Origin of the sequence: Variovorax sp. S12S4, assembly GCF_023195515.1 — a bacterium.
Lineage (GTDB): Bacteria > Pseudomonadota > Gammaproteobacteria > Burkholderiales > Burkholderiaceae_C > Variovorax.
The window spans coordinates 4334793-4350070 of record NZ_JALPKR020000002.1 but is presented as its reverse complement, the minus strand read 5'-3'; the positions used below and the strand labels follow the sequence as shown (position 1 = coordinate 4350070).

At 64.8% G+C, this 15278-nt stretch carries 15 protein-coding genes; 4 read left to right on the top strand and 11 right to left on the bottom strand.

Going from position 1 to position 15278, the window contains the following annotated elements:
• Window positions 1–4: 4 nt before the first annotated feature.
• Window positions 5–922 (bottom strand): drug/metabolite exporter YedA, encoded by a 918-nt coding sequence (gene yedA / locus M0765_RS21420; RefSeq protein ID WP_258505807.1) that lies wholly within the window; start codon window positions 920–922, stop codon window positions 5–7.
• Window positions 923–1037: 115 nt separating this feature from the next.
• On the opposite strand from yedA, the gene M0765_RS21415 reads away from it, so the two are divergent.
• Window positions 1038–1535: an Lrp/AsnC family transcriptional regulator gene (locus M0765_RS21415; RefSeq protein ID WP_258505806.1), complete on the top strand. Its 498-nt coding sequence runs from the start codon at window positions 1038–1040 to the stop codon at window positions 1533–1535.
• Here the strand turns inward: M0765_RS21415 and M0765_RS21410 are convergent.
• Genes M0765_RS21410 through scpA form a run of 7 tightly spaced genes read right to left on the bottom strand, consistent with a single transcriptional unit; the run spans window position 1525 to window position 10391 of the window.
• Window positions 1525–2019, bottom strand: coding sequence for a VOC family protein (locus tag M0765_RS21410; RefSeq protein WP_258505805.1), 495 nt, complete (start codon window positions 2017–2019; stop codon window positions 1525–1527). The genes M0765_RS21415 and M0765_RS21410 overlap by 11 nt on opposite strands.
• Entirely contained in the window at window positions 2016–3047 is a 1032-nt protein-coding gene (bioB, locus tag M0765_RS21405; protein WP_258505804.1) for a biotin synthase BioB, read from the bottom strand. The genes M0765_RS21410 and bioB overlap by 4 nt, the downstream gene beginning before the upstream one ends.
• Window positions 3047–5095, bottom strand: coding sequence for an acetyl-CoA carboxylase biotin carboxylase subunit (gene accC, locus M0765_RS21400; RefSeq protein ID WP_258505803.1), 2049 nt, complete (start codon window positions 5093–5095; stop codon window positions 3047–3049). The genes bioB and accC overlap by 1 nt, the downstream gene beginning before the upstream one ends.
• 17 nt (window positions 5096–5112) lie before the next feature.
• Entirely contained in the window at window positions 5113–6657 is a 1545-nt protein-coding gene (locus M0765_RS21395; protein WP_258505802.1) for an acyl-CoA carboxylase subunit beta, read from the bottom strand.
• A 40-nt stretch (window positions 6658–6697) separates the two neighbouring features.
• Window positions 6698–7747 (bottom strand): methylmalonyl Co-A mutase-associated GTPase MeaB, encoded by a 1050-nt coding sequence (gene meaB / locus M0765_RS21390; protein ID WP_258505801.1) that lies wholly within the window; start codon window positions 7745–7747, stop codon window positions 6698–6700.
• The gene (locus M0765_RS21385) at window positions 7741–8214 is read right to left on the bottom strand and encodes a GNAT family N-acetyltransferase (protein ID WP_258505800.1); all 474 of its coding nucleotides are present in this window, start codon (window positions 8212–8214) and stop codon (window positions 7741–7743) included. Before M0765_RS21385 ends, meaB begins: the two co-directional genes overlap by 7 nt.
• A gap of 14 nt (window positions 8215–8228) precedes the next feature.
• Window positions 8229–10391: a methylmalonyl-CoA mutase gene (gene scpA, locus M0765_RS21380; RefSeq protein ID WP_258505799.1), complete on the bottom strand. Its 2163-nt coding sequence runs from the start codon at window positions 10389–10391 to the stop codon at window positions 8229–8231.
• 128 nt (window positions 10392–10519) lie between these two features.
• On the opposite strand from scpA, the gene M0765_RS21375 reads away from it, so the two are divergent.
• Window positions 10520–11167 carry a GntR family transcriptional regulator gene (locus tag M0765_RS21375; RefSeq protein WP_126747230.1) on the top strand — a complete coding sequence of 216 codons (648 nt, stop codon included), beginning with the start codon at window positions 10520–10522 and terminating at the stop codon, window positions 11165–11167.
• 27 nt (window positions 11168–11194) lie between these two features.
• On the opposite strand, the gene M0765_RS21370 is transcribed toward M0765_RS21375, so the two are convergent.
• From M0765_RS21370 to M0765_RS21360, 3 genes are all read right to left on the bottom strand, one after another.
• The gene (locus M0765_RS21370) at window positions 11195–11977 is read right to left on the bottom strand and encodes an IclR family transcriptional regulator (protein ID WP_258505798.1); all 783 of its coding nucleotides are present in this window, start codon (window positions 11975–11977) and stop codon (window positions 11195–11197) included.
• 174 nt (window positions 11978–12151) lie between these two features.
• Entirely contained in the window at window positions 12152–13114 is a 963-nt protein-coding gene (dusA, locus tag M0765_RS21365; protein WP_258508367.1) for a tRNA dihydrouridine(20/20a) synthase DusA, read from the bottom strand.
• A 121-nt stretch (window positions 13115–13235) separates the two neighbouring features.
• A complete protein-coding gene (locus tag M0765_RS21360; protein ID WP_258505797.1) occupies window positions 13236–13904 on the bottom strand; it encodes a TetR/AcrR family transcriptional regulator in 669 nt (222 codons plus the stop codon).
• Window positions 13905–14036: 132 nt separating this feature from the next.
• On the opposite strand from M0765_RS21360, the gene M0765_RS21355 reads away from it, so the two are divergent.
• Together M0765_RS21355 and M0765_RS21350 are read left to right on the top strand one after the other, a co-directional pair.
• A complete protein-coding gene (locus M0765_RS21355; RefSeq protein ID WP_258505796.1) occupies window positions 14037–14822 on the top strand; it encodes an SDR family NAD(P)-dependent oxidoreductase in 786 nt (261 codons plus the stop codon).
• A 199-nt stretch (window positions 14823–15021) separates the two neighbouring features.
• Window positions 15022–15264 (top strand): hypothetical protein, encoded by a 243-nt coding sequence (locus M0765_RS21350; RefSeq protein WP_258505795.1) that lies wholly within the window; start codon window positions 15022–15024, stop codon window positions 15262–15264.
• Window positions 15265–15278 lie beyond the last annotated feature (14 nt).

The following is a 15278-nucleotide window of genomic DNA, read 5'->3' as shown; positions in this document are numbered from 1 at the left end:
AGGCTCAGCCCTTCTGCGGGCGCTTGAAGAGCAACAGCAGCACGCCGGCCAGGATGACGGCCACGGCATACCACTCGAAGCGCGTCACGGTCTCGTTGGCAATCCAGACGCCCAGCAGCATCGCTATCACCGGATTGACGAAGGTGTAGCTCGCCGCCAGTGCGGCCGGAGCCCTTGCGAGCAGCACCATGTAGGCGTTGAACGCAATCAGCGAACCGAAGACCACGAGGTACAGCCAGGCCCAGACGGCCTCTGGCTCCGGCGGCCAGACCAGGCTCTCGCGAGACACCGCCGCAAGCACCATCAGCACCGCCCCGCCACAGATCATTTCGCTCGCGAACCCCATCGCGCCGGGCGCGAGCGGCAGGCTGCGCTGGCTCAGCACGCTGCCCATCGACCAGCAGATGCAGGCCACGGAAATGGCCAGCAGCCCCGCGGGCGACGACTGGAAGCCGCTGCCCTGCGTGAGCATCAGCACACCGACCAGCCCGAGCGCAATGCCCGTGGCCTCGAGCCGGGTCGGCTTCACGCCCCAGATGAGGTTGAGCAGCGCAATCAGCAGCGGCACCACCGCGATGAAGGCCACCACCAGGCCCGAGCCGATCGATACCTCGGCATGCGCCGTGCCGCCCATGCCGCCGCCCAGCATCAGCGCCCCCACGACCAACGCATTGCGCCATTGCAGCGCCGAGGGCCAGGCAGCGCCGCGCCAGCGCATCCACACCGCAAGCACCACGCCCGCAAACAAGAAGCGCGACCCCATCTGCAAGAACGGCGGAAAGCTGATCAGCGCATATTTGATTGCGAGATAGGTCGAGCCCCAGACCACCCAGGTGGCGGCCAGGCAAAGCCACAGAAGCGGCGGCAAGGCGCGGCGTGCGGGTCCAGATGCGGCTTGGGCGGGGGATGCGAGAGTCGGCATACGAGGTCTGTCTTGTTGGTATTGGAACGCCGTCCATGGTATGAAAGCAAACCTTTCGCAGCCATGCACAACTCATGGTTCTACTTGTTTCGTACCGTCGATTTAAAGGAGTTGCATGGACTTCACCTTCAACCCCGCGCTGGATGCCCATGACACCCGCATCCTGGCCGAACTGCAGAGCGATGCGCGTCTCACCATGGCCGAGCTCGGCCGCCGCGTGCACTTGAGCCAGCCGGCAGTGACCGAGCGCGTGAAAAAGCTCGAGGCTGCGGGCGTGATCAGCGGCTACCGCGCCACCGTGAATCTCGGCAAGCTGGGCTACGGCATCCGCGCGATCATCCGCGTGGGCCGGGCCGACTACGCGCGCGTGGTCGAACTGGTTCAGCAGACGCCAGAGTGCGTCAACGCCTACAACGTGACCGGCGACGACAGCTGGATTCTCGAGATTGCGGTCATCGACGTGAGCCACCTCGATGCGGTGGTCACCAAGTTCTGCATCCTCACCGAAACGGCCACCTCGATCATTTTGAACCCGGCGCGCGAGCACCAGCCGATGCTGCCGCCTCAGCGCTCCGATGTGAAGCCGCCGATCAAGAAGGTGCTCAACGCGTAGCGGCCAACGCGTTGAACGCCGTCACCACCTCGGGCGGCGCCTGCACCATCTCTATCAACACGCCCTCGCCCGCAATCGGAAATTCGTCGTTCGCCTTCGGATGCAGAAAGCAGATGTCGAAACCCGCCGCGCCCTGGCGAATGCCGCCGGGCGCAAAACGCACGCCTTGCGCGGTGAGCCACTCGACGGCCTTGGGCAGGTCGTCGATCCACAAGCCCACATGGTTGAGAGGCGTGGTGTGAACCGCCGGTTTCTTTTCCGGGTCGAGCGGCTGCATCAGGTCGACCTCGACCTTGAACGGCCCGCTGCCCATCGAACAGATGTCCTCGTCGACGTTCTCGCGCTCGCTCTTGAAGGTGCCGGTAACCTCGAGCCCCAGCATGTCGACCCAGAGCTTCTGCAGCCGCATCTTGTCGGGCCCGCCGATGGCGATCTGCTGGATGCCGAGCACCTTGAAGGGACGCGCGGAAGCCGTGGTTGTCATGCGCAGACCTCTACCTTTTCAGTGGTCGTGGTGCGGCGCGACTGCAGGCCCAGCTTGCGCAGCAGCTGCACGTCGGCCTCCACGTCGGGGTTGCCGGTCACCAGCAGCTTGTCGCCATAGAAGATGGAGTTGGCGCCGGCCATGAAGCACAAGGCCTGCACCGCATCGCCCATCTGCTGGCGCCCGGCTGAAAGGCGCACGCGCGCCGTCGGCATCGTGATGCGCGCGACCGCGATCATGCGCACGAAGTCGAAGGGGTCGACCGGCTCCGAATCGGCCAGCGGCGTGCCCGGCACACGCACCAGGCTGTTGATCGGCACCGACTCAGGGTACGGATTCAGGTTGGCCAACTGCGCGATCAACCCGGCCCGGTGCACCGGCTGCTCGCCCATGCCGACGATGCCGCCGCAGCACACGCTGATGCCGGCGCTGCGCACATGGGCCAGCGTGTCGAGCCGGTCCTGGTAAGTGCGCGTGTCGACCACGTCGGTGTAGTACTCGGGCGCGGTGTCGAGGTTGTGGTTGTAGTAGTCCAGGCCCGCGGCCTTGAGCTGGTGCGCATGATGCGGCTCCAGCATGCCGAGCGTGGCGCAGGTCTGCATGCCCAGGCCCTTCACGGCCTCGACCAGCACCGCCACCTTCTCCACGTCGCGGTCCTTCGGCGCGCGCCACGCGGCGCCCATGCAAAAGCGCGTGGCGCCGGCGTCCTTGGCGGCCTGTGCGGCACGCACCACCTCGTCGACCTCCATGAGCTTCTGGGCCTTGACGCCAGTGTCGAACTCGGCCGACTGCGGGCAATAGCCGCAGTTCTCCGGACAGCCGCCGGTCTTCACCGAGAGCAGCGTCGCCAGTTCGATGTCGCCCTCGGGAAAGTGCTGACGATGCACAGTCTGTGCTTCGAACAGCAGGTCCATCAGCGGCTTGTCGAGCAGCGCCTGGATCGCCTCGACCGACCAAGGCCCCTGCGGCTCCGTGGCCTTGGTGGGGCGGTGCAGCGTGATCGTCTGTTGCAAGTCGTTGGCACCCATCAGTTGAACTCCATAATGATTTGATCGACGGTGAGCGACTCGCCCTTGCCCGCCGAAATTTTGCCGACCACACCGTCTTGCGTGGCAAACAATACGTTTTCCATTTTCATGGCCTCGATCACGGCCAGCTTCTCGCCGGCACGCACCTGCTGGCCCGGCTGCACCGACACCTCGACCAGCAAGCCGGGCATTGGCGACATCAAGAACTTGCTCAGGTCGGGTGGCGCCTTGTAGGGCATCAACTCGAGCAGGCGCGCGCCCAGCGGCGAGAGCACCATCGCTTCGAACTGCGTGCCGTCGTGCGACACGCGCAGCGCCAGCGGGTTCTTGCCCGCCCCGCGCTCGACCTGCGCGGTAAAGGGCCGGTCGTTCACCATGCCTTGCACGCGAATTGCGCCCAGCGCAAAGCCGCTGTCGATCTTGTAGCTCTTGTCGCCCACGGCAACGGCGCTGGCGCCCGTCTTGCCATGGAAGTCGGTCACCGACACCGGGTGGTGGACATGCTTGCCTTCCGGCCCCAGCTCCACCACCACGAACTGCTCGCCCACCTTCACGCCATGGCCTTCGAGCTGGCCGCTGATGCCCGAGGCACGCGCGCGGTAGCGGCGATGCACATAGGCCGCAAGCGCGACAAGAAACGAAGGGTCTGCGTGCGGCACGTCTTCCGCATGGAAGCCCTTGCCATAGTGCTCGGCAATGAAGCCGGTGTTGAAATCGCCCGCCACGAACTTCGGGTGCGCGAGCAGCGCCGCCTGGAATGGAATGTTGCTGCTGATGCCCCGGATCACGAAGCCGTTAAGCGCCTCGCGCATGCGCGCAATCGCATGCTGCCGGTCCTTGCCGTGCACGATGAGCTTGGCGATCATCGAGTCGTAATACATCGGAATTTCGCCGCCTTCGTACACGCCCGTGTCCACTCGCACGCCGTTCAGCCGCTCGGTGTCGCTCGCAAACATGGTCTCCGCCGGTGGTTGGAACTTCACCAGGCGGCCGGTCGAAGGCAGGAAGTTGCGGAACGGGTCCTCGGCATTGATGCGGCACTCGATGGCCCATCCGTTGCGCTTCACCTCGGCTTGCGTCAGCGGCAGCTTCTCGCCGGCGGCCACGCGGATCATCAGTTCGACCAGGTCGAGCCCCGTGATGCACTCGGTCACCGGATGCTCCACCTGCAGCCGCGTGTTCATCTCCAGGAAATAGAAGCTCTGGTCCTTGCCGACCACAAACTCCACCGTGCCCGCGCTCTGGTACTTCACCGCCTTGGCCAACTGAACCGCCTGCTCGCCCATCGCCTTGCGCGTGGCATCGCTGATGAAGGGCGAAGGCGCCTCTTCGATCACCTTCTGGTGCCGGCGCTGGATCGAGCATTCGCGCTCGTTCAGGTAGATGACGTTGCCATGCGAATCACCCAGCACCTGGATCTCGATGTGGCGCGGCTCCTCGACGAACTTCTCGATGAACACGCGGTCATCGCCGAAGCTGCTCATCGCTTCGTTGCGGCACGAGGTAAAGCCCTCGAAGGCCTCCTTGTCGTCAAAAGCCACGCGCAGCCCCTTGCCTCCGCCGCCGGCCGAGGCCTTGATCATCACCGGGTAGCCGATGTCCTTGGCAATCTCGACGGCACGCTCGGCCGTTTCGATGGCGTCGTTCCAGCCCGGAATGGTGTTGACCTTGGCCTCGTTCGCAAGCTTCTTCGAAGCGATCTTGTCGCCCATGGCGGCAATCGAATAGTGCTTGGGCCCGATGAAGGCAATGCCCTCTTCCTCGACCTTGCGCGCAAAGGCTTCGTTCTCGGACAGGAAACCGTAGCCCGGGTGCACCGCCTCGGCGCCGGTCTGCTTGCAGGCCGCGATGATGCGATCGGCCTGCAGGTAGCTCTCGCGGCTGGGCGCGGCACCGATGTGCACCGCCTCGTCGGCCAGCTCAACGTGGCGGGCTTCCTTGTCGGCGTCGGAATAGACGGCGACGGTAAGGATGCCCATCTTCTTTGCGGTCTGGATCACGCGGCAGGCGATTTCGCCGCGATTAGCGATCAGGATTTTCTTGAACATATTCTTCTTCGTACCGCTCACAACGGAATGTTCCCGTGCTTGCGCCACGGGTTCTCGAGCTTCTTCTCGCGCAGCATCACCAGCGAGCGGCAGATGCGCTTGCGCGTTTCGTGCGGCAGGATCACGTCGTCGATGTAGCCGCGTGCACTCGCCACGTACGGGTTGGCGAAACGCGCCTTGTATTCGGCCTCGCGCGCGGCAAGCTTCTCGGGGTCGTTCTTGTCTTCGCGGAAGATGATTTCCACCGCGCCCTTGGCGCCCATCACCGCAATCTCGGCACGCGGCCAGGCCAGGTTGACGTCGCCGCGCAGGTGCTTGGAAGCCATCACGTCGTACGCACCGCCGTAGGCCTTGCGCGTGATGACGGTGATCTTCGGCACCGTGCATTCCGCATAGGCGTAGAGCAGCTTGGCGCCGTGCTTGATGATGCCGCCGTACTCCTGCCCCGTGCCGGGCATGAAACCGGGCACATCGACAAAGCTGACCACCGGAATGTTGAACGCATCGCAAAAGCGCACGAAGCGCGCGGCCTTGATGCTGCTCTTGATGTCGAGGCAGCCTGCGAGCACCAGCGGCTGGTTGGCCACGATGCCGACCGTCTGCCCTTCCATGCGCGCAAAGCCGATCACGATGTTCTTCGCGTAGTCGGGCTGCAGCTCGAAGAAGTCGCCGTCATCGACCACCTTGAGGATCAGCTCCTTGATGTCGTAGGGCTTGTTCGGGTTGTCGGGCACCAGCGTGTCCAGCGAGTAGTCGGGCCGGTCGGCCGGGTCGCCCTGGCCGTTGTTGCCCAGGCGCACGGGCGGCTTTTCGCGATTGTTGAGCGGCAGGTAGTTGTACAGGCGGCGCAACATCATGAGCGCCTCGACATCGTTCTCGAACGCCATATCTGCCACGCCGCTGCGCGTGGTGTGGGTGATGGCGCCGCCGAGCTCTTCGGCCGTCACGGTCTCGTGCGTCACGGTCTTCACCACATCGGGTCCGGTGACGAACATGTAGCTCGAGTCCTTCACCATGAAGATGAAGTCGGTCATGGCGGGCGAGTACACCGCGCCGCCCGCGCACGGGCCCATGATCATGCTGATCTGCGGCACCACGCCCGAGGCCATCACGTTGCGCTGGAACACGTCCGCATAGCCGCCGAGCGAGGCCACGCCCTCCTGGATGCGCGCGCCGCCGGAGTCGTTGAGGCCGATGACCGGTGCGCCGACCTTCATGGCCTGGTCCATCACCTTGCAGATCTTTTCGGCGTGCGCTTCGCTGAGCGCGCCGCCGAAGACGGTGAAGTCCTGGCTGTACACGAAGACGAGGCGGCCGTTGATCATTCCGTAGCCGGTGACCACGCCGTCGCCCGGAATCTTCTGCTCGGCCATGCCGAAGTCGACCGAGCGGTGCTCGACGAACATGTCCCACTCTTCAAAGGTGTTGTCGTCCAGCAGCAGCTCGATGCGTTCGCGTGCCGTGAGCTTGCCCTTGGCGTGCTGCGCGTCGATGCGCTTCTGTCCGCCGCCAAGGCGCGCCTGAGCGCGGCGCTTTTCGAGTTGTTCGATCAGTTCTTGCATGGTGTGCTTCCGAAGCTGTGGTCCTGAATTTCGTGTGTTGTCATGGCCTGGCGGTGATGGCCGCTGCCGCAAGCAGCTGGCGCGCCGCGGTCGATGCGGGAAGCGAGCCCTCTGCCACTTGCCGGGTGAGTTGCGGCAGCAGCTCGCGCACTTGCGCGTGCTGCCTGAATGCCTGCTTGAGGCCGGCGTCGATGCGCTCCCACATCCACGCCGTGGCCTGCTTCTCGCGGCGCTTGGCGAGCTTGCCATTCGCGGTCTGCAGTTGCCTGAACTGCGTGACGGCGTCCCAGAAGGCATCGACGCCGGTACCCGCCAGCGCGCTCAATTGCAGCACCTTGGGCAGCCAGAAGCGAACCTCGGCGCCGCTGTGCGCGTCATGCACCGCATGCGCATGGTCCGGGTTGCCCTGGTGGCCGAACAGGCGCAGGGCAGAGGTGATCTGCGCCTGCGCACGCGTGGCGGCATCCTTGTCGATGTCGGCCTTGTTGATGACGACCAGGTCGGCCAGCTCCATCACGCCCTTCTTGATGGCCTGCAGGTCGTCGCCCGCGTTGGGCAGCTGCATCAGCACGAACATGTCGGTCATGCCGGCCACGGCGGTTTCGCTCTGGCCCACGCCCACGGTTTCGACAATGACGATGTCGTAGCCCGCGGCTTCGCACACCAGCATGGCTTCGCGCGTTTTCTCGGCCACGCCGCCCAGCGTGCCGCTCGACGGGCTCGGGCGGATGTAGGCGCGCTCATGCACCGAGAGCCGTTCCATGCGCGTCTTGTCGCCGAGGATGGAACCGCCCGAAACGGTGGATGAAGGATCGATGGTGAGCACCGCCACGCGGTGGCCCTTGCCGATCAGCAGCAGGCCCAGCGTCTCGATGAAGGTCGACTTGCCGACACCCGGCACGCCGGAGATGCCAAGGCGAAATGAATTGCCGGTGCGCGGCAGCAATGCGGTGAGCAGTTCATCGGCTTGCGCGCGGTGGTCGGCGCGGGTGGATTCGAGCAGCGTAATGGCCTTGGCGATGGCGCGGCGCTGTGCCATGCCCTCCGGCTCGGCAATGGCGCGTTCGAGTGCCTCGGCCTGCTTCAGCACGCATCCTCCGAGGCCACGCGCCAGCGGTAGTGCAGGTCGACGCCCTCTTCGCCCTCGAGCACAAAGCCATGCCGCACATAGAAGCGGTTGGCGTCGCTTTGCACCAGCGCGGTGAGCTTGATGTCCATCCCTTGCTCGCGCGCCTGCGACTTGGCCCATTGCAGTACCCATTCGCCAATGCCCAGGCCCTGGAAGCCGGTGCGCAGGTACAGATGGTCGAGCCGCAGCGCATCGGAGTCTTCGGGCTTGAGCGTGACAAAGCCGATGCGCAGGTCGCGGTCGAGCACGATGTGATGCATGTAGGGCACGACGAAGCCGGCCTGGAGCCGTTCGCGTGAACGCGCGGGGTCGAAGCGCCCGACGCGCTCCAGGCTGGGGCGCATCGCATCGACGCGCAAGGCCAGCATGGCTTCGAAATCGCTGGAATCAACGGGCTGCAGCGACAGCCGCGACAAAAGATCGCCCACGTCTCGCGTCCCGATCAGGCCGAGACCGCCGCGCGAATCTGCTCCAGCACGTCTTTCGCGCTGGCGGGAATCGGCGTGCCAGGGCCGTAGATGCCCTTCACGCCGGCCTCGTAGAGAAAGTCGTAGTCCTGCCGCGGAATCACGCCGCCGACAAACACGATGATGTCGTCTGCACCCTGCTTCTTCAGCTCGTTGATGATGGCCGGCACAAGCGTCTTGTGGCCGGCCGCAAGGGTGCTCACGCCCACGGCATGCACGTCGTTCTCGATGGCCTGGCGCGCGCACTCTTCGGGCGTCTGGAAGAGCGGCCCCATGTCGACGTCGAAGCCCAGGTCGGCAAAGGCAGTGGCCACCACCTTGGCGCCGCGGTCGTGCCCGTCCTGCCCCAGCTTGGAGATCATCACGCGCGGACGACGCCCCTGCTCTTCGGCAAAGGCGTTGATCTCGGTCTTGAGGGCTTCCCAGCCCTCGGCGGAGTCATAGGCAGCAGCGTACACACCGGTCACCTTTTGCGTGTCGGCCCGATGGCGGCCGAATGATTTTTCAAGCGCGTCGGAAATCTCGCCCACCGTGGCGCGCAGGCGCACCGCATCGATGCTGAGCGCGAGCAGGTTGCCGGTGCCGTTGTCGGCGGCCTCGGTCAGCGCATCCAGCGCAGTCTGCACCTTGGCGGTGTCGCGCGAAGAGCGGATCTTCTGCAGGCGGGCCACCTGCTGCTCGCGCACCTTCACGTTGTCGATGGAGAGGCTGTCGATGGCGTCTTCGGTCTTGAGCTTGTACTTGTTGACGCCCACGATCACGTCCTTGCCCGAGTCGATGCGCGCCTGCTTCTCGGCGGCGGCCGCCTCGATCTTGAGCTTGGCCCAGCCGCTGTCCACCGCCTTGGTCATGCCGCCCATGGCTTCGACTTCTTCGATGATGGCCCACGCCGCATCGGCCATGTCCTGCGTGAGCTTCTCCATCATGTAGCTGCCGGCCCAGGGATCGATCACATTGGTGATGTGCGTTTCTTCCTGGATGATGAGCTGCGTGTTGCGTGCGATGCGCGCGCTGAATTCGGTGGGCAGCGCAATTGCTTCGTCGAGCGCGTTGGTATGCAGGCTTTGCGTGCCGCCGAACACCGCGGCCATCGCCTCGATGGTGGTGCGCACCACGTTGTTGTATGGGTCCTGCTCGGTGAGGCTCCAGCCCGAGGTCTGGCAGTGGGTGCGCAGCATCAGGCTCTTGGGGTTCTTGGGGTTGAACTCCTTCATGATGCGGCACCACAAGAGGCGCGCCGCGCGCATCTTGGCCACTTCGAGGTAGAAGTTCATGCCAATGGCCCAGAAGAAGCTCAGGCGCCCGGCAAAGCCGTCGACGTCCAGGCCCTTGGCCAGCGCGGTCTTCACGTATTCCTTGCCGTCGGCCAGCGTGAAGGCCAGCTCCAGCGCCTGGTTGGCGCCGGCCTCCTGCATGTGATAACCGCTGATCGAGATCGAGTTGAACTTGGGCATCTTCTGCGCCGTGTACTCGATGATGTCGCCGATGATCCGCATGCTCGGCGCGGGCGGAAAAATGTAGGTGTTGCGGACCATGAACTCCTTGAGGATGTCGTTCTGGATGGTTCCGCTCAGCTGGTCCTGCGCCACGCCCTGCTCTTCGGCCGCAACCACGTAGCCCGCCAGCACCGGCAGCACGGCGCCGTTCATCGTCATGGACACGCTCACCTTGTCGAGCGGGATCTGGTCGAACAGGATCTTCATGTCCTCGACCGAATCGATGGCCACGCCGGCCTTGCCCACGTCGCCCGTCACGCGCGGATGGTCGCTGTCGTAGCCGCGGTGGGTCGCCAGGTCGAAAGCCACGCTCACACCCTGCCCGCCCGCGGCCAAGGCCTTGCGGTAGAAGGCGTTCGACTCCTCGGCCGTCGAAAAGCCCGCGTACTGGCGGATGGTCCACGGGCGCACCGCGTACATGGTGGCCTGCGGGCCGCGCAGGTAGGGCTCGAAGCCCGGGAGCGTGTCGGTGTACTTCAGGCCGTGCAGGTCGGCGGCGGTATAGAGCGGCTTTACGGTAATGCCGTCGGGCGTGAGCCAGTTGAGCGCATTCAGGTCGCCACCCGGCGCCGACTTGGCGGCGGCCTTGGCCCAGTCGTCGAGGTTGGCAGGCTTGAAGGTGGGTTGGGGTGTGCTGCTCATGAGGGGCCGTTTTGCAGTGTCTTGCAGGGTAGTCGCAAATTCGCCTGCAAGGGATTTGCAAGCCGGCAGCGAGTCTAACCGATCCATAATTATTAATTCAAACACGTTTTTGCGGTACAGTCCGGCCCATGTCCGCCGTCACCCTTACCCCGCGCGCCCTCTATGAAGAGGTGGCCGAGCTGCTGCGCCAGCGGATCTTCCGCCGCGAGCTCGAGCCCGGCAGCTGGATCGACGAACTCAAGCTGGCCGAGGAATACGGCATCAGCCGCACCCCGCTGCGCGAAGCCTTGAAAGTGCTGGCAGCCGAGGGCTTGGTGACCATGAAGGTGCGGCGCGGTGCCTACGTCACCGAAGTGTCGGAGCAAGACCTGGCGGATGTGTACCACCTGCTCTCGCTGCTGGAGAGCGACGCCGCCGGCGTGGTGGCCGAGCGTGCCACCGATGCCCAGCGCGCGGAGCTGAAGGCGCTGCACGCCGAGCTGGAGGCCGCCGGCGCGCCGGGCAAGGAAAACCGCGAGCACTTCTTTGCGCTGAACGAGCGCTTTCACATGCGCCTTTTGGCCATTGCCAACAACAAGTGGCGCGACCAGATGGTGGCCGACCTGCGCAAGGTGATGAAGCTCAACCGCCACAACTCGCTGCTCAAGGAAGGCCGCATCGCCGAATCGCTGGCGGAGCACCGATCGATGATGGCGGCCATCGAGGCGCGCGACGCCACCGCCGCCATGGCGCGCATGCGCGAGCACTTCAGGAACGGCTTGGAAGCCGCGGTCTAGAGCCCGCCCCAGGCGCCGCCGGGTGTTTCAGTCCGCGCCGATGACGCCGGTTTCCGCCGAGATGCGCTTGGCAACCTCGAGCAAACGCGGCGCAACGCGCGAGAGCATCATGTCTTTCGACAGCAGATAGGCGGGGCCGCCGCAGCTCACGCCGTAGCGCTCACCGTGCGGCCCTTGCAAGGCGAAGCCAAGGGCATGAATGTGCGGATGCCATTCGCCGAACGAGCTGCAGTAGCCCAGGCGGGCGTATTCGTCGAGCCCGGCCATCAGGCGGGGTTCGATGGAGGCCCAGCTTTCGCCGCTTTCCTGCTGGATCTTCTCGAGCACCGCCGCCCGCTCGGCCTCGGGCAGCGCCGCAAGGGAAGCACGGCCCGCGGCCGAAGTGACGATGCTCATGCGGGTGCCGACGTCCAGCCGCGAGCTGATCAGCGCCGACCGCGGGCGCAGCGAATCGATGACGAGCATGTCGAGATCGTCGCGCACAGCCACATGAACGCTCGCGCCCGCAAATTCGGACAACTCCGCCAGGTGGGGCCTGGCCACCGTGCGCAGGTCGAAATGACGGAGATAGCGGCTGCTCATGTCGAGCAGCGCCGGGCCCAGGCTGAAGCGCTCGCTGTCCTGCGACTGCCGCAGATACCCCGCATTCACCAACGTGGCCGTAAGGCGCGACACCGTGGCCTTGGGAAGGCCCGTGGTGTCGGCCAGTTCCCGATTGCTCATCGGCGCCGCCGACATCCCGATGACCTTGAGCAGGGCCAGACCCCGGCCCAGTGCGCTGACTTCTTCTTTGCTCCCCGCTTCATTCATGAATCGAAACCCCTTATTTATTAGCGTTTCTTGATTCTTTAGCAGAAAAGTTGAAAAGTTTCAGTCCTCAGGCAATCATTATCATTTTGGAACACTCACCGTTGCTGGGCGGCGAATCCCTTGCCGCAAGCGGCTCCGCGCCGCAGTGCCCGCTTCACTCAAGGCACGCTTCAGCTAGGCAACCTGCGCCACGGGCTCATGCGCCAGCGCCATCACTTCGCGCGGCGAACGCGTCTTGAGCCGGTGGTCGCTCCAGACTTGGCGCCAGCGGCGCGCACCGGGCAGGCCGTTGCGCAAACCCAGCATGTGCCGGGCAATCGACGACCAGGGCGTGCCGTGCTCCGCCGCCTCGCGAACCATGTAGTCGCACATGAGCGACTCCACCTCTTCACGCGTCAGCGGCTGCGGCCCGGCGCCAAAGAACTCGGCGTCCCATTCGGCGAGCCACCAGGGGTTGTGATAAGCCTCACGCCCCACCATCACGCCGTCGAGCAGCCGCAAGTGCTCGTGCACCTGGGCATTGGCCGAAATGCCTCCGTTGATCGAAAAGCTCAGCTCCGGAAAGTCATGCTTGAGCCGGTGCACCAGTTCATAGCGCAGCGGCGGAATCTCGCGGTTCTGCTTCGGGCTCAGCCCCTTCAGCCACGCATTGCGCGCATGAACGATGAACGTGCCGCAGCCGGCCTCGCTCACCGTGCCGACAAAGTCGCGCACGAACTCGTAGCTCTCGATCTTGTCGATGCCGATGCGGTGCTTGACCGTGACCGGCACGCTCACTACGTCGACCATCGCCTTCACGCAGTCGGCCACCAGCGCTGGCTCGGCCATGAGGCAGGCGCCGAAAGCGCCGCGCTGCACGCGCTCGCTGGGGCAGCCGCAGTTGAGGTTGATCTCGTCGTAGCCCCACTCTTCGCCCAGCTTGGCGCAGTGCGCCAGGTCGGCCGGCTCGCTCCCGCCCAGCTGCAAGGCCACCGCATGTTCTTCGGCGTTGAAGCGCAGATGGCGGGGAACGTCGCCATGCACCAGCGCGCCCGTGGTCACCATCTCGGTATAGAGCAGCGCGTGACGCGACATAAGGCGATGGAAGTACCGACAGTGGCGGTCGGTCCAGTCCATCATCGGGGCAACGGAGACGATTTTCTCTTTTAAATCAACAACTTAGCTCTACCATCGGTAAACATTACCGAGCAAGGCGCCGGTCCTGCCACCATTGGCGTGGACATCGGCTGCATCCATGCGCTAGTTTCTCACGCCAGCTTCAATCCGCAGGCGCCATCCCCCGCATCAACGTCAGCAGGGCATGCGCAAGGTCCTGCTCGAAGTCGTATCGCAAACCCGCCAACTCGGGCAACTCGACCACTTGCGCGGCCATCTCCGCCGGGTTGCTGAGCGGCCAGAGTCCGATGATGAGCGGCACCGTGTGCTTCATCACCTGTTCGAAGGCTTGCACCGGCATGCCGGGCACGCGGGCGTGAAAGGCCTGCGCTGCGCCCTGCCTAACGGCCAGCAGGTTGCCTTTGAATTCGACCATGCGCTCGAACGACACCTTGCGCTCGAGGATGGACGGCAGGATGCTGGTCAGCCGGCAAAGCAGGGGCTGGGCAGAAACCGTCGAGGCGAAGACGCGGGCAATGTGTTCAAAACTGGCGCCCGCCTTGCCACCACGCGCCAGCGCCGTGCTCAGTTCGGCATGCCAGGCTGCAAATTCTTCGACGAGCAGGTCCATCAGCACGGCCTCGCTGCTCTCGAAATACCGGTACACGTTCGACTTGGTCATCTGCGCCTGGCGCGCCAGTTCGTTGATTCCCAACTCGAGGGCAGCCGGGTTCTGGCTCAGCATTTCCCGAGCGGTCGCCAGCAGGTGGCGGCGCCGCTCTTCCTTCTGCTCGGCGGATCGGGCGCGTACGTATGAGCTGGGCGAATTCATGCGGTGATCACACTCCACTTGCTAAAAGACCATCGGTCTGCTAAATTACAGACCAGTGGTCTCCAATCTTGCCTGAAAGCGAGGGCGCCGGCCACCTCCAGCTTTACCCTCTTTTCAACAAAGGCAAACATCATGGCTACCAACGTCGACTCCTGGGTTCTCATCACTGGAGCGTCCAGTGGTTTTGGCGAAGAATTCACCAGGCAATACGCGGCCAAGGGCCACCCGCTCATTCTGGTCGCGCGCCGGCTCGATCGGTTGCAAGCCTTGGCTGCGGCGCTGCAACAGCAGTACAAGGTCAAAGTCATCGTGGAGCAGGCCGATCTGTCGGACGTGGGCGCCGTTCACCAGTTGCACGCCGGCCTTCGCGAGCGCGCAATCGCGGTCGAGATCTTGATCAACAACGCAGGCCACGGCTTGCAGGGCCCCTTGCTCGACACGCCTATGCAGAGCGCCCTGGACATGTTGCAGCTGGACATGGTGAGCCTGACGGTCATGACGCGGCTCTTCGGCGAAGACATGCGCGAGCGGGGCCACGGAAAGATACTGCTCGTCGCCAGCATGCTGGCTTACTTCGGCGTGGAAAACATGGCGGTCTACGGTGCTGCCAAGGCCTATGTACTGCGGCTCGGCGATGCGTTGCACCGTGAGTTCAAGCGAGACGGCGTGACTGTGACCTCGCTGTGCCCCGGCATGTCGGACACCGGCTTTGCGCAGGCCGCCAAGCAAAAGATCACTTGGGGACTCAAGCTGCTGATGATGAAGCCGGCGCCCGTGGTGCGGGCGGGCATTCATGCGCTGCACGCTGGGCGGAGGAGCGTCGTGCCAGGCTTCAACAACAAGGCCGCGGTGGCAATGGTGTGGGCGACACCGCGCTGGCTGCACCAGGCCATCTTTGCGCGGTTCATGAACGGTTGATTCCGCTTGCTGCCGGCCACTGCTGAGTGGCCCCGCCGCGACGACCAGCGAACCATTGCTGGAGCGGCCGCCCGGCATCGAATACGCGGACCGATGCCGTGGGTCTTGTCCGACGTTCGGATGCGCAAGCCTCGCGCGCGCGCCGCCGCCCACAGGCCGAAGCTTGAGCCTCTCATCCACCGCTCGAGCACACACTCCGATGAACAAATCACCCGCCCCACCCTCGCCTGTCGATCCCGCATCCGGCGGCCAGCGCGTGCAGGCGCCCGATGCCGTGAACGGCGAAGAGCCGGCGATCAGCACCGGCGACGCGCAGAGCCTGAAGCGCGGAATGAAGAAGGCCACCGACCGCGATGCGGCCGCCCCGGCCGCCGACAGCGAAGACACGCTGAAGCGGCGCGCCGCTCGCGACACGCCGCGCGAGAACGACGCCGGCGCCTGAACTGCCGAGCAGCA